At 69.7% G+C, this 13,919-nt stretch carries 10 protein-coding genes; 7 read left to right on the top strand and 3 right to left on the bottom strand.

What is annotated here, in order from left to right:
• The first annotated feature begins 88 nt into the window (after positions 1-88).
• Genes AB0B91_RS36625 through AB0B91_RS36595 form a run of 7 tightly spaced genes read left to right on the top strand, consistent with a single transcriptional unit; the run spans position 89 to position 6,670 of the window.
• Positions 89-1,222 (top strand): inositol-3-phosphate synthase, encoded by a 1,134-nt coding sequence (locus tag AB0B91_RS36625; protein ID WP_358329692.1) that lies wholly within the window; start codon positions 89-91, stop codon positions 1,220-1,222.
• Positions 1,219-2,064 (top strand): SCO3242 family prenyltransferase, encoded by an 846-nt coding sequence (locus tag AB0B91_RS36620; RefSeq protein WP_358329689.1) that lies wholly within the window; start codon positions 1,219-1,221, stop codon positions 2,062-2,064. Before AB0B91_RS36625 ends, AB0B91_RS36620 begins: the two co-directional genes overlap by 4 nt.
• Positions 2,061-2,927 (top strand): sugar phosphate isomerase/epimerase family protein, encoded by an 867-nt coding sequence (locus AB0B91_RS36615; RefSeq protein WP_358329686.1) that lies wholly within the window; start codon positions 2,061-2,063, stop codon positions 2,925-2,927. The genes AB0B91_RS36620 and AB0B91_RS36615 overlap by 4 nt, the downstream gene beginning before the upstream one ends.
• Positions 2,872-3,378, top strand: coding sequence for an EboA domain-containing protein (locus tag AB0B91_RS36610; RefSeq protein ID WP_358329683.1), 507 nt, complete (start codon positions 2,872-2,874; stop codon positions 3,376-3,378). The genes AB0B91_RS36615 and AB0B91_RS36610 overlap by 56 nt, the downstream gene beginning before the upstream one ends.
• A complete protein-coding gene (locus AB0B91_RS36605) occupies positions 3,379-4,224 on the top strand; it encodes a TatD family hydrolase (RefSeq protein WP_358329680.1) in 846 nt (281 codons plus the stop codon).
• Positions 4,225-4,226: 2 nt separating this feature from the next.
• Positions 4,227-5,339 (top strand): metabolite traffic protein EboE, encoded by a 1,113-nt coding sequence (gene eboE / locus AB0B91_RS36600; RefSeq protein ID WP_358329677.1) that lies wholly within the window; start codon positions 4,227-4,229, stop codon positions 5,337-5,339.
• Positions 5,339-6,670: a nucleotide pyrophosphatase/phosphodiesterase family protein gene (locus tag AB0B91_RS36595; RefSeq protein WP_358329674.1), complete on the top strand. Its 1,332-nt coding sequence runs from the start codon at positions 5,339-5,341 to the stop codon at positions 6,668-6,670. Before eboE ends, AB0B91_RS36595 begins: the two co-directional genes overlap by 1 nt.
• A gap of 30 nt (positions 6,671-6,700) precedes the next feature.
• On the opposite strand, the gene AB0B91_RS36590 is transcribed toward AB0B91_RS36595, so the two are convergent.
• The 3 genes from AB0B91_RS36590 to AB0B91_RS36580 all read right to left on the bottom strand — a co-directional run bounded on the left by AB0B91_RS36590 (position 6,701) and on the right by AB0B91_RS36580 (position 13,706).
• Complete coding sequence (locus AB0B91_RS36590; protein WP_358329670.1) at positions 6,701-8,446, bottom strand: ThuA domain-containing protein; 1,746 nt, start codon at positions 8,444-8,446, stop codon at positions 6,701-6,703.
• A 10-nt stretch (positions 8,447-8,456) separates the two neighbouring features.
• Complete coding sequence (locus tag AB0B91_RS36585; RefSeq protein ID WP_358329667.1) at positions 8,457-11,276, bottom strand: PQQ-dependent sugar dehydrogenase; 2,820 nt, start codon at positions 11,274-11,276, stop codon at positions 8,457-8,459.
• Positions 11,277-11,345: 69 nt separating this feature from the next.
• A complete protein-coding gene (locus AB0B91_RS36580) occupies positions 11,346-13,706 on the bottom strand; it encodes an RICIN domain-containing protein (RefSeq protein ID WP_358329664.1) in 2,361 nt (786 codons plus the stop codon).
• Positions 13,707-13,919: the final 213 nt, after the last annotated feature.

The following is a 13,919-nucleotide window of genomic DNA, read 5'->3' as shown; positions in this document are numbered from 1 at the left end:
ATTAACAAAATTAACTCATACCATCGCAGATACTTACATATCGGATGCCTTCCGCATCCAGGGCTAGTCCCGACACGATGGAGCTTTCATGGACAAGCTCGGTGTGTGGCTTATCGGGGCACGGGGATCCGTGGCGACCACTGCCATCGTCGGCGCCGCGGCCATCAGGGCGGGAGCAGCGACCCCGCAAGGATGCGTGAGCGAGTCCCCCGGCTTTCCCGGGCACCTGGTTCCGCTGACCGACCTGGCTTTCGGCGGCCATGACATCACCGAGACGTCCTTACGCAAGCGCGCCGAGCAACTGGGCAGAGCAGGGGTCATGTCACCGGACCTGCCGGGGCTGCTCGCGTCCGATCTGGACGCCGCCGACGCCGAGATCCGGCCCGGCTACGTCACCGGCGACGGCGGCCGGACCGCGACCCGGCTGATCGGCGACATCGCCGGCTTCCGCGCCCGGCACGGGCTGGCCCGGGTGGTCGTCGTCAACCTGTCGTCGACCGAGCCCCCGGTGGGTCCGCACCCCGGGTTCGAGAGGCTGGCCGACCTCGAGGAGCGGCTCGCCGCGGGGGACGACGTCCTGCCGCCGAGTTCGCTGTACGCCTATGCGGCCTTCCACGCCGGATGCGGCTATGTGGAGTTCACCCCCTCCACCGGGCCGACCCTGCCCGCCCTGGCGGAACTCGCCGCCCGGCGGGGCGTGCCTTACGCGGGACGCGACGGCAAGACCGGCGAGACCCTGGTCAAGAGCGCCCTGGCGCCCATGTTCGCCGACCGGGCGCTGCCGGTCCGCTCCTGGTCCGGGCTCAACCTCCTCGGCGGCGGCGACGGGGCGACACTCGCCGATCCGGCCGCCAGATCCAGCAAGCAGCTCTCCAAGGACCAGGTCGTCGCGAAGGTCCTGGGAGGACCCGTCGAGGGTGAGACGCACATCGACTATGTCCCGGATCTCGGAGAGTGGAAGACCGCCTGGGACCACGTGACCTTCGACGGCTTTCTCGGCGTGCGGATGACGCTGCAGTTCACCTGGCAGGGCTGCGATTCGGCGCTGGCCGCTCCGCTCGTCCTGGACCTGGCCCGGCTGGTCGCCCGTGCGCACGAGAAAGGGCGGCACGGCGTCCTGCCCGAGCTCGGCTACTTCTTCAAGAGCCCGCTGGGGACGGACGAGCACGCGCTGGCCGCCCAGTACGCCCGGCTGCGCGCCTTCGCCGAGGAGCTGTCATGAGGGCGATGCTCGAGCTGGTCCGTGCACCGGCCGCACTGTCGGTGCCGGGGGACAGCATGGCGGGGGCCGCCGCCGCGGGGCGGCGTCCGGCACCCGGCCTGGCCCTGGCGTCGGTGCTCATGTACTGGTCGGGAATGGCGCTCAACGACTGGGCAGACCGTGAGGCGGACGCCGTCGAGCGTCCTGAGCGCCCGATCCCGTCAGGCCGGGTCCGCCCGGGCGCCGCGCTCGGGCTCGCGGCCGCCCTGACCGGCGCGGGCCTCGCCACCGCCACCCTCGCCGGCGGCCGACGCGCTCTCACCGTCGCCGGCCTGCTGGCCGGTGCGGTGTGGGCCTACGACCTGGGCCTCAAACGGACGGCGGCCGGACCGGCGTCGATGGCGGCCTGTCGTGTGCTGGACGTGCTCCTGGGCGCGGGCGAGCAGGCCGGGGCCGCCGTGCCGGCGGCGCTGGCGATAGGCGCGCACACCTACGGGATCAGCGTCCTGGGCCGGGCCGAGGTGACGGGGGCGGCACGCGGGACCGCCGAGTGCGCGTTCGTGGCCAGCACCGCGGCGGCCGGGCTCGCGGCCATCTCCTGCGTGCGCAACGGAGCCGCCGCCCGGGCCGGAGCGGGCGTCCTCATCGCCGGCTATCTCGCCTCCACCCTCCAGGTCCAGGCCGGATTACGGGCCCGTCCCGACCCCGAGAGCGTGCGGCAGGCCGTCCGCCTGAGCATCCTCGGCCTGATCCCGCTCCAGGCGGCGGCGGTCGCCGGTGGCGGGCGGTTCGCGACGGCGGGCGCGTTGCTGTGTTCGCTGCCCCTCGGAAGGTGGCTCTCGTCCCGGCTGGCGACATCGTGAAGTGGGCCTACTGCACCAACGGCTTCGCCGGCCACCGGCTTCCCGAGGCGCTCGGGGTCTTGGCCGATCTGGGGTACACCGGTGCGGCGATCACGCTCGACCACGGTCATCTCGACCCCCACTCCCCCGGCCTGGCCGCGGAGGTGTCGCGAATCGCCGGGCTTCTCGAACGCCTCGGCCTCGATGCCGTCGTCGAGACGGGCGGGCGTTACACCCTCGATCCCCTGCGCAAACACCATCCGACCCTCATCAGCGACGACGCCGAGCGCAGAGTGGAGTTCCTGACCACCGCGATACGGGTCGCCGCCGATCTGGGCGCTCCCGTGGTGCATCTGTGGAGCGGGGTACGGCCCGGCGGCATGCCGGAGACGGAGGCGTACACGCGGCTGGCCCGCCAGTGCGCGCGGCTGCTCGACGCGGCCGACCAGGTGGGCGTCACGCTGGGATTCGAACCCGAACCCGGGATGCTCGTCGCCGATTTGGATGGGTTCGAGCGGCTGCGTGCGATGCTCGGCGCCCATCGTCGGTTCGGTCTCACCCTCGACATCGGGCACTGCCACTGCGTGGAGCGGGAGGACCTGGACACCTGTCTCCGCCGGGCGCTGCCGTACACCGTGCACGTGCAGATCGAGGACATGCGCCGGGGAGTCCACGAGCACCTGGAATTCGGCGAGGGGGAGATCGACTTCGTGCCGGTGCTCGCCGCTCTGCACGGTTACTCGGGTCTGGTGGCCGTGGAGCTGGCCCGGCACAGCCATGCGGCCCCGCAGGTCGCCCGCCGCTCGATCGACTTCTTGAGGAGAGCGCATGAACGAGCCGGCACAGGAGTGGCTGGCACGGGCCGTCCGGCAGGTCGAGGCTGACCCGTGCGCGATCCACCGGCTCTTCCCGCAGGCCGAACGGCGGGGCGGCCCCGGTGCCCGCCGCGCGCTGCTCGGCGCGCTGCACGGCGACCACGCGGTGATCCGCGGCCTGTACGAGGCCGGCGACAGCGGCGAGCGGCTGGCGATCCTGACCGTCCTGCATGAGCTCGACCTGGGAGGGACGGCGGTCGGGCTGGTGGAGGACGCGCTGCGCACCAATGACGCGCGACTGGTCGCCGCGGCCCTCGGCCCGTACGGCTCGACGTGGCTGGACGACCACTCCTTCCGGCAAGGGGTGCTCAAGTGCGTCTTCATGTCGATCCCGCTGGCGGCGGTGGCCGGGCTGGACCGCCGCTTCGACGCCGAACTGGCCCGGATGCTGTCGGACTACGCGGCGGAACTGCGGGCGGCCGACCGGCCCGTCCCGCGCGACGTCCTGGAGAGGAGCTGAATGCGCATCTTCGATCCCCACATCCACATGACCTCCCGGACCACCGACGACTACCAGCGCATGCACGCAGCGGGGGTCCGGGCCGTCGTCGAGCCCGCCTTCTGGCTGGGGCAGCCCCGTACCAACGTGGGCAGCTTCCTCGACTACTTCGACGCGCTGCTCGGCTGGGAGCCGTACCGCGCCGCGCAGCACGGCATCCACCACCGCTGCGCGCTCGCGCTCAACCCGAAGGAGGCGAACGATCCGCGGTGCGCGGGGGTGCTGGCCGAGTTGCCGCGATACCTGCTGAAGGGCTCCGTCGTCGCGGTCGGCGAGATCGGCTACGACTCGATGACCGCGGAGGAGGAACGGGCCTTCGAGGCCCAGCTCGCCTTGGCGCAGGAGAATGACCTTCCGGTGCTCGTGCACACTCCGCATCGGGACAAGGCCGCGGGCACCCGCCGGACGCTCGACGTGGTCCGGGCCGCTGGGATACCCCCCGTGCGGGTGCTCGTCGACCACCTCAACGAGCTGACCGTCGGCATGGTCGCGGACTCGGGTTGCTGGATGGGATTCTCGATCTACCCCGACACCAAGATGGACCCGGACCGGATGGTGGCCCTGCTCAAGGAATACGGCACGGACAGGATGCTGGTGAACTCGGCCGCCGACTGGGGTCGCAGCGACCCGCTCAAGACGCGCGAGGTAGCCGATGCCATGATCGCGGCCGGCTTCGGCGCGGACGATGTGGATCGGGTGCTGTGGCGCAATCCGGTCGCGTTCTACGGGCAGAGCTGCCGCCTCGACCTCGAGACCGGCTCGGAAGCCGGCCCGGACTATGCCGGCAACACGATCAAGCGGGGCTGACCATGCGGCTGCGCCATCCGGACGGCTCGACGGTGCACCTGTCCTACTGCACCAACGTCCATGCCGCCGAGGATCTCCCCGGCATCCACGCTCAGCTGTCCGGCGTCGCGGCGCGGGTCAGGCGTCTGCTCGGCGTCGAACGGCTCGGGCTCGGGCTGTGGCTGTCGCAGCACGCCGCCGCGGACCTCCTCGCCCGGCCCGAGGAGCTCGCCGGGCTGCGCCGGCGGCTGACCGTGCTCGGGCTGGAGGTGGTGACCCTCAACGGATTCCCCTACCGGGGCTTCCACGACGAGATCGTGAAGCACCGCGTCTACACCCCCGACTGGGCCGACGCGGAGCGGCTGCGCTACACGCTCGGGCTCGCCGAGATCCTCGCCGCGCTGCTGCCGGACGACGTCACCGAGGGCACGATCTCGACCCTCCCCCTCGCCTGGCGGACGGGGTGGACGAGAGAGAAGGCGGCGGCGGTCATGGCCAATCTCGACGCGGTCGCCCAGGGGCTGCGCGCGCTGGCCGGCCGTACCGGCAAGGTGATCCGGCTGGGCTTCGAGCCGGAGCCCGGCTGCATCGTCGAGACGACGCCTCAGGCGACCGCCCTGCTGGGCGACGTGGATCACCACCATCTCGGCCTCTGCCTGGACGCCTGTCATATGGCCGTGGGTTTCGAGGAGCCCGGTGCGGGCGCCCGCACCGGGCTGCCGATCGTGAAGCTCCAGGCGTCGTGCGCCTTGGTGGCCCCGCCGGGGGCGCAGCGGGCGCTGGCCGCGTTCGACGAGGCCCGTTTCCTCCACCAGACGCGCTCCGCCACCGGATACGCCGACGACCTGGGCGAGGCCCTGGCCGGCGGCCTGCCCGCGGACGAGAGCTGGCGCGTGCACTTCCACGTCCCACTGCACGACGCGCCGCCCCCTCCGCTCGCCACCAGCGCCCCCTACCTGCGTGACCTGCTGAACGTGCTCCTCGGCGGAAAACTGCCGCTGACCAGGCACGTCGAGGTGGAGACCTACACGTGGAACGTGCTTCCCGGCGCGCCGCCCGACCTCGCGGAAGGCATCGCCGCCGAGCTCGACTGGATGCGGGGGCAGCTCGCCGCCCTCGGGCTGAAGGAGACGTGATGGCACCGCTGATCGTGATCAATGTCGTCGGGCTCACTCCACGCCTGCTCGCGCACATGCCGAACGTGGCGAAGGCGGGCGCGGCCGCCGCGCTGCGGCCCGTGCTCCCGGCCGTCACCTGCTCGATGCAGGCCACCCTGCTGACCGGTTCGATGCCGCGCGACCACGGCATCGTCGGCAACGGCTGGTACTTCCGGGATCTCGGCGAGGTGCTGCTGTGGCGCCAGCACAACGCGCTCATCCAGGGCGACCAGCTGTGGACCGCCGCGCCCGGTCTGCGCACCGCCAATGTCTGCTGGTGGTATGCGATGGGCGCGCCGGCCGACCTGCTCGTCACCCCGCGCCCCGTCTACCACGCCGACGGCCGCAAGTCGCCCGACTGCTACACGCGCCCGCCCTCACTCCACGACGACCTCGAGGCCGCGCTGGGGCCGTTCCCCCTGTTCACCTACTGGGGCCCCAACGCGGGGATCGCCTCCTCCGAATGGATCATCGCCGCGGCCCGCCGCATCCTGGCCCGTGAACGGCCGGATCTGCTGCTGGTCTACGTGCCTCACCTCGACTACGACCTCCAGCGGTACGGCCCCACCGGTCCCGAGGCGATCGCGGCGGCGCGCGCCGTCGACGCCGCGCTGGCTCCGCTGCTGGCCGAGGACGCCGAGGTGGTCGTGCTCTCGGAATACGGCATCACCCCGGTGTCCCGCCCGGTGGGCATCAACCGGGCGCTGCGTACCGCGGGCCTCCTGGAGGTCTACACCCAGGCCGGGATGGAGTACCTCGACCCGTGGACGTCCCGGGCCTTCGCCGTCGCCGACCACCAGGTGGCCCACGTGTACGTCCGCGACCCCGCCGACCTCGACCGCACCCGCGCCGTCATCGCCGAGCTGCCCGGCGTGGACGAGGTGCTCGACCACGCGGGGAAGGCGAAGTACGGGCTCGACCACGAACGTGCCGGCGAGCTCGTCGCGGTGGCGGAACCCGACGCCTGGTTCGCCTACTATTACTGGCTCTCCGACGACCGCGCCCCGGATTTCGCCAGGCTCGTGGACATCCACCGCAAACCTGGCTACGACCCCGCCGAGCTGTTCATGGACCCGAGTGATCCGTTCGTCAAGCTCCGCGCGGCGGCGGCGCTGGCCAGGAAGAAACTGGGCTTCCGGTACACGATGCGGGTGGTGCCGCTCGACCCGGCGCCGGTGCGGGGCAGTCACGGCCGGCTGCCCGACCGCCCCGACGACGGCCCGCTGATCATCGGCCCGTTCGACCGTGACTCCTACGAGGCGACCGAGGTCAAGGACCTCCTGGCCGGCCTGGCCCGGGGAAGCCGCTGACCGCGGACACCCCGGGCCGCCATATCGGCCTCAGACGCGGGTCCAGCGCTGGTTGGTTCCTCCGTTACAGGTCCAGATGCGCGCCTTGGTGCCGTTGGCGGTGCCGCTGACGTCCAGGCACTTGTTCGCCCCCACCGCCGTGATCGTGCCGTCGGCGTTGAGGCGCCACTTCTGGTTGTTCTGCCCGTTACAGTCCCAGATGATCACCGCGGTGCCGTCCGCCGTCCCGGCCCCGTTCACGTCCAGGCACTTGCCGCCGTTCACCCGCAGCTCACCCACGGCGGTCGACGTCCACTGCTGGTTGGCCTGCCCGTTGCAGTCCAAGATCTGCGCCTGCGCGCCGTTGGCTTGCGAGCCGCTGACGTCCAGGCACCGCCCAGACCCCGCGCCCTTGAGCGCGCCCGGACCGCCCGGTGCGCTGGTCAGTTCCTTGACGCGGATGTTGCGGAACGACACCACGTCGCCGGACCCGTGGTTCTGGATGCCGATGTAGCCCTGCTGGAGCGAGCGGACCGGATCGGTGTTGGTGAAATCATTGATCTTGGTGCCGTTCAGGAACACCTGCAGCCGCTCACCTTCCACCAGCAGCTCATAGGTGTTCCACTGACCCGGCGGGTTCAGCGCCGCGTCGCGGGCGGCGATGTCGGCGGTCTTGAACCCGTAGATCGCCCCGGTCGTCTTGTCCGGGGTGTCGGTCGCGTCGATCTGCACCTCATATCCGGTGTTGAGCGCCGCGTCGGGGTTACTGGTGGCCGGGAAACCGACGATCACGCCGGAGTTGGAGTCGCCGGTCATCTTCCAGTCGAGCTTGACGGAGTAGGAGCGGAACTCCTTGGCGTTGTACCACAGCATGCCCATGCCGCCCTGGGAGGTCAGCGTGGCGTCGCTGTTGGCGAACGACCCCGGCCCGGCCTGCGACCAGCCCGTCGTCGAGCCGTTGTACAGCGTCGTGTACCCGGTCTCCGGGCGGCAGTCGGCGTTGGTGGCCTTGGCCGCGTACCGGATTCCGCCCAGCAGCAGCGTGCGGAAGTTCGGATCGGCGTACGACTCCTTGGTGTGGCCCAGGCCGGTGTAGAAGGCGCGGCCGGAGGACTGGGGGTGGCACCAGGTGATCGGGTGATCGCCCATGCCGCCGCCGCTGTAGCTGCCCTCGTCCAGGCTCTGCAGCACCCGGACGTTCGGGCGGGGGTTGGTGCGGTAGTTGTACCACTCGTCGGTACGTGACCAGGTCGCTCCGAGGTGGGCGGTCGCGGCGTGCGCCCGGTCCTCGGTCCGCACGGTGGCCTGCTGGATGGCCGGGTGGTTGTTGAACCAGGCCCCCATCAACTGCCCGTAGTACGCCCAGTTGTACTCGGTGTCGGCGGCCGAATGCACCCCCAGGTAACCTCCGCCGCCGTCCACGTACGTCTGGAAGGCGGCCTGCTGGTTGTCGTTCAGCACATCACCGGTGGTGCTGAGGAACACCACCGCCTTGTACTGGGCCAGGTTGGCCGTGCTGAAGGCGTTCGAGTCCTCGGTGGCGTCGACGGCGAAGTCGCCGGCGGCCCCTAAGTCGCGGATGGCCTGGATCCCGTTGGGGATCGAGTCGTGCCGGAACCCGGCCGTCTTGGAGAACACCAGTACCTTGAAGGCGGCGGCCTGGGCGGGGATGGCGGGGATCACCGTCGCGGCGGCGGTGATCGCCACCACCGTCATCGACAGGCGTCGCAGCACAGATGTCTTTCGGTCGCTCCCCGCGATGCGCCCGAGCGCGGCGGGGATGAGGTGTCGCAGCATGGGTGTCCTTTCAGACGCGGGTCCAGCGCTGGTTGGTTCCTCCGGTGCAGGTCCAGATGCGCATCTTGGTGCCGTTGGTGGTGCCGCTGACGTCCAGGCACTTGTTCGCCCCCACCGCCGTGATCGTGCCGTCGGCGTTGAGGCGCCACTTCTGGTTGTTCTGCCCGTTGCAGTCCCAGATGATCACGCTGGTGCCGTCCGCCGTCCCGGCCCCGTTCACGTCCAGGCACTTGTTGCCGTACACCCGCAGCTCACCCACGGCGGTCGACGTCCACTGCTGGCTGGACTGCCCGTTGCAGTCCAAGATCTGCGCCTGCGCGCCGTTGGCCTGCGAGGCTCCGCTGACGTCCAGACACCGCCCCGACCCCACGCCCTTGAACGCACTCGTGCTCCCCGAGGGCGGGGCGCCGGTGTCGAGAGTGAAGGCATCCACGTCGAACAGGTAGCCCTGTCCGGTCGGGCCGCGGAAGACCAGATAGAGCGTCGTGGCGCCGGTCGGCGCGCCGCTGAGGTTCGCCGAGACGTCGGTGAAGGTGTCCCAACTGCCGGTGCTCGCCACGTTCACCGTTCCCAGCAGTGTGCCCGTCGCCGAGCCCGCGCGCACCTCGATCCGGCCGCCCGCGCCGGCCGAGGACACCCGGGCGGTGATCCTCGTCGCGTTGCCCAGGTTGTACGGCTGGAAGGAGATCCAGTCGCCGTCATCGGTGAAGCCGACCGTCTTGCCGCCTTCCGCGGTGGCGTGGTCAGCCGTCTGGACGCCCTGCTGGACGCCGAAGTGCTCGGCCTGCCGGTGCCGCGGCTGGAGCGTACGGTCGCTTGTGGAGGTCAGACCGCCCTTGTCGGTGTAGGAGGCCACGAAGACGCCGTAGATGTTGGCCCCGGCGTCATGCTCACCGTCCACCGGCACTGAGATGGAGCCCGAGCACCCGGTCTTGGAGGTGATCTGGTGACGGTGGCTGTCGTGGCCGAGGAAGTAGGCGACGGTGACCGCGGCGCAGTCGATCGTGCCGTCCTCCGGGTCGGTGACGGCGACCTGGAAGGGCACGGTGTCACCGAAGGAGAACAGCTGCCCGGCGGCAGGGGTGGTGAGGACGACCGTCGGCGCGGTGTTGCCGACGTTCACGATCACACTCGCCGTGCCGGTGAGACCCTGCGGGTCCCGGACCGTGAGCGTCGCCGTGTAGGCGCCGTTCGTGGTGTAGGTCTTGCTCGGATTCGCCGCCGTGGAGGTGGTGCCGTCGCCGAAGTTCCACGAGTACGTCAGCGCGCCACCCTCCGGGTCGGAGCTGCCCGCCGAGGAGAAGTTCACCGTCAGCGGAGCCGGTCCCGACGTCTTGTCGGCGGACGCCTTCGCGATCGGATTGCGGTTGGCACTGCCGATGTACTCGACTCGATACAGCGCCTGGTTGTTGTTCCCGTCGCCGTAGTCGAGGACGTACAGGGCCCCGTCAGGACCGAAGGCCATGTCCATCACCTGCGTCCCCGACCAGGGGAACGCCGAGATCTCGCCATAGGCGCCGTCCGGCTTGACCTCGATCGCCTTGATCCAGCGCCGGCCGTACTCACCGGCGAAATACCGCCCGTCGAGCGCCTGGGGGAACTTGACGGCGGAGTTCAGGTTGGGGTCGTAACGGTAGACCGGACCACCCATCGGCGACTCCGACCCGGAGCCGAACTCCGGCGGACTTCCGGCGTCCCCCGCGTACCTGATCCACGCCGGCTTCGCCGGAGGCAGCGTGGTCAGGCCGGTGTTACGGAAGGAGTTGTTGGTCGGGCCGCCCGCGCAGTTGTACTTCGGACCGGTGCTGTTGGTGGCGAAGTTCCATTCGTTATAGGTCTCGCTGGTGGTGTTCGTGCCCGTGCAGTACGGCCATCCGTAGTTGCCCGCACCGGTGATGCGGTCGAACTCCACCTGCCCGCTCGGCCCCCGGTTGGAGTTGGTCACGCCCGCGTCCGGCCCGTAGTCGCCGAGGTAGACGATGCCGGTCGCCTTGTCCACGCTCATCCGGAACGGGTTGCGGAAGCCCATCGCGTAGATCTCCGGCCGGGTCTTCGCCGTCCCCGGCGGGAACAGGTTGCCGCTGGGAATCGTGTAGGTGCCGTCGGGCTGCGGCTTGATGCGCAGGAGCTTGCCGCGCAGGTCATTGGTGTTGCCGGCCGAGCGCTGGGCGTCGAACTGCGGGTTGCGGTCGCTCCGCTCGTCCAGCGGGGAGTAGCCGCTCGACTCAAAGGGGTTGCTGTCGTCGCCGGTGGTCAGATAGAGGTTTCCGGCGGCGTCGAAGTCGAGGTCCCCGCCCACGTGACAGCACAGGCCGCGGTCGTTCTGGACCCGCAGGACCACCTTCTCGCCGGCCAGGTCGAGAGTGTCGTCCGGCTTGAGGACGAACCGGGACACGTACAGCTCGCCCTTCCACTGGTCGAACTGCGCCTGCGAGCCGTTGCTCGGCGCATCACCGTTCGGCGTGCTCAGCCGCGGCGAGTAGTAGAGCCAGATGTACCGGTTGGACGCGAAGTCGGGGTCCACCGCCACACCCTGCAGGCCCTCCTCGTCGTGACTGTAGACGTTGAGCCTGCCGGCCACCTTCGTGTTGCCGTTGACATCGGTGACCCGCACCGTGCCGTCGCGCGCCGTGTGCACCACCGACCGGTTCGGCATGACGGCCAGCGACATCGCCTCACCCAGCTCGGCACTTCCCGACGCGAGAGACACCTGCTGGTAGTCGGCCGCCGGAATGGCGAGGGCGTTCGCCGGGGAGGCGTCGAGCGCGAGCGCTCCGGGAATGATCAGCGCCATCGTGGTCAGCAAGGTGAGCCACGGACGTCGGGACATGAGCGTTCCTCTGCTATCGAATCGATTCGAACGAAAGGAGGGCCTGCTTCTCGTCCACGCCAGACGGTGTCAGGCGCGGGCCCACTTCTGGTTGGTGCCGCCGGTGCAGGTCCAGATGCGCGCCTTGGTGCCGTTGGCGGTGCCGCTCACGTCCAGGCACTTGTTCGCGCCGACCGCGGTAATGGTGCCGTCGGCGTTGAGGCGCCACTTCTGGTTGTTCTGCCCGTTGCAGTCCCAGATGATCACGCTGGTGCCGTCCGCTGTCCCGGCCCCGTTCACGTCCAGGCACTTGCCGGCGTAGACCCGCAGCTCACCGGAGTCGGTGGCGGTCCACTGCTGGTTGGACTGCCCGTTGCAGTCCCAGATCTGCGCCTGCGCGCCGTTGGCCTGCGAGGCTCCGCTGACGTCCAGGCACCGCCCAGACCCCACACCCTTGAACGCACTCGCACTCCCCGAAGGCTGGCCCTGGGGACCGGCGGACGCCATCACCGCCTGAGCGCCCGCCGGCCAGGCGCCGTTGGTGACGGTGACGTTGTTGTTCACCACATTGCCGCGGTCGCCGTTGGTCACGTTGGTGCTGCCGTTGGTCGACCAGTTGCCGGTGACGGTGAAGTTCCCCATGTTCTCGCCGCCCCAGTAGTTGGCGGTGGCCCAGGTGCCGGTGTTCGAGAGCACGTTGCCGTTGACGGTGTAGTACTTGGAGCCCTCGTCGAAGTAGATCCCGAACCAGCCGTTGGTCCGGAGGCAGTGGTTGCCACTGATCACCGCGTTCGGGTTCCACGACAGCGTGTAGATACAGCCCCCATCGGTCATCTGCCGCATGACGTCATGCACGTAGTTCCCGATGAGCTTGTTGCCGGACGCGGTGGTGGGAGTGGTGTAGCGCGGCTGGTAGTTGTACAGGCCGCGGTTGGCGTACTGGTTGCTGCCGCCCGGCTCGTTGGCGCCCCAGCCGTACCCGATCGACATGCCGGTGTACGGCAGGTTGTAGACCTCGTTGTGTGACACGTCGGTGTTGGTGACGTAGGTGGTCAGGACCGAGACGATGCCCCGGTAGTCCAGGCCGAGGTCGTGGATGCGGTTGTTGCTGACGGTGATGTTCCGGTTGACCATCCGCTGGTCACCGGGGTGGTGCGCGTCGGCGCGCACGCCGCCGACCACGATGCCGCCGGCCGAGCTCTGGGCGATCTCGGACCGGGTGACCGTGATGTCGGCGGCGCCCAGGCCGACACCGCCGGCATGCGCGTTGGCGTCGTTGCCGATGCCCACGGCCGTCTGACCGAGGTTGACGAACCGGGAGTCGGTGAAGGTGATGTTGTTGGCCGCGGACACCTGTACGGCTGCCGGCATCTGGTACCAGTTCGGCCGCGCGGCCTCGAACTGCTGGCAGCCCTCCTGACAGGAGGTCAGCCTGTCGGCGGGCCAGTTCCAGTTGCCCGCGATGTAGGCGCCGGTCTGCTGGTCCGCGTAGCCCTGGTTGCCGCTGGGCCCGAGCCAGGTCGTGCCGGAGAACGTGATCCCGCTGAACGTGATGTGGTGCGCGGGCGCGTCGTAGGTGCCTCCGACGTTCACCAGGGACTGAAGAATCGGCAGCTCGACGCTGATGTTGCTCATGTTCTGCCCGGCAGCCGGGATGTAGTACAGGACGCCGGTGCCGGGGTTGATGTACCACTCCCCCGGCGCGTCCAGGAACTCGTAGGCGTTCTCCAGATACAGCGGACCCGCCCGGTGCGGCTGCGTGAAGGTGTCGTACCCAAAGGTGTTGTTGTTCCAGCCGGGCTGCTGCATCGTGATGACGTTCCCGCTGATGCCCTGCACCGTCACGTAGCGGTCCGTGAACGAGCCCACGCTCTCCATCTCGACCCGGCTCTGGTTGGCCAGGTTGTTCAGATAGTTCAGCGCGCTGTTGCCGAACCTCAGGCCGGTGCTGCTCGCGGTGAAGTCCGACCGGTTCACGACCGTACGCGCCCGCGTGGCGAGGGCGCCGTTGACGTACAGCTGCCGGGTGTCGATCCCGGTGCCGACGTCGGCGCGCCAGATGTTCTTCCCCGAGTCGGCCACGGTCCATCCGGTGACCGCCCTGGCTCCGCTGATGACGGGATGGGCGCCCGCCGCGGCCTGCCATTTGACGGAGTAGCCGTTGTTCCCGGAATCGGCGGCGGACAGCCGGAGCGGCGCGGAGAGCCGGTACACCCCGTCGGCCAGTTCCACGACGATGTCACCGGACATCGCGCCGTTCGCCGAACGTACCGCCGTCTGCGCCGCGGCCGGGGAGCACGGCTGGGCGGACGTGCAGGCGGTGCCGGTGCCGGCAGGTGACGCGTACAGGGTGGTGGTGGCCGCTAAGGCCGGGGTGGCGGGGGCGACGAGGGCGAACGCCGCGGCCAGCGCCGCGGCGACGATGCCGATCAGAGTCGGTCTCGACTGCACAGTTGTTCCTTTGGGGGGTACGGGTGTGGCCAGGTCACGCCCTGCTGCTCAGGCAGGTGACACGAGGGTCCTCGCTTCTCATTACGTTGTGAGTATTGATACGCGTCAAGCCCTTAAGCCCGCTTATTTCATCATTCGCACACCCAACGCATGGCCATAGTTAGCCGAATTCCTTCTCCACCAGCGGTAATACCGGCGATCGCGGATACCCGC

It is taken from the genome of Nonomuraea sp. NPDC049141 (assembly GCF_040648415.1).
Classification (GTDB): domain Bacteria; phylum Actinomycetota; class Actinomycetes; order Streptosporangiales; family Streptosporangiaceae; genus Nonomuraea.
The sequence above is the reverse complement of the archived record's forward strand: the minus strand, read 5'-3'. Positions and strand labels throughout refer to the sequence as shown.

Coding starts and splice junctions, on each gene's coding strand:
- AB0B91_RS36610 (WP_358329683.1), top strand. CDS start 2,872: ATGAACGAGCCGGCACAGGAGTGGCTGGCACGGGCCGTCCGGCAGGTC.
- AB0B91_RS36595 (WP_358329674.1), top strand. CDS start 5,339: ATGGCACCGCTGATCGTGATCAATGTCGTCGGGCTCACTCCACGCCTG.
- AB0B91_RS36585 (WP_358329667.1), bottom strand. CDS start 11,276: ATGTCCCGACGTCCGTGGCTCACCTTGCTGACCACGATGGCGCTGATC.
- AB0B91_RS36605 (WP_358329680.1), top strand. CDS start 3,379: ATGCGCATCTTCGATCCCCACATCCACATGACCTCCCGGACCACCGAC.
- eboE (WP_358329677.1), top strand. CDS start 4,227: ATGCGGCTGCGCCATCCGGACGGCTCGACGGTGCACCTGTCCTACTGC.
- AB0B91_RS36625 (WP_358329692.1), top strand. CDS start 89: ATGGACAAGCTCGGTGTGTGGCTTATCGGGGCACGGGGATCCGTGGCG.
- AB0B91_RS36590 (WP_358329670.1), bottom strand. CDS start 8,446: ATGCTGCGACACCTCATCCCCGCCGCGCTCGGGCGCATCGCGGGGAGC.
- AB0B91_RS36620 (WP_358329689.1), top strand. CDS start 1,219: ATGAGGGCGATGCTCGAGCTGGTCCGTGCACCGGCCGCACTGTCGGTG.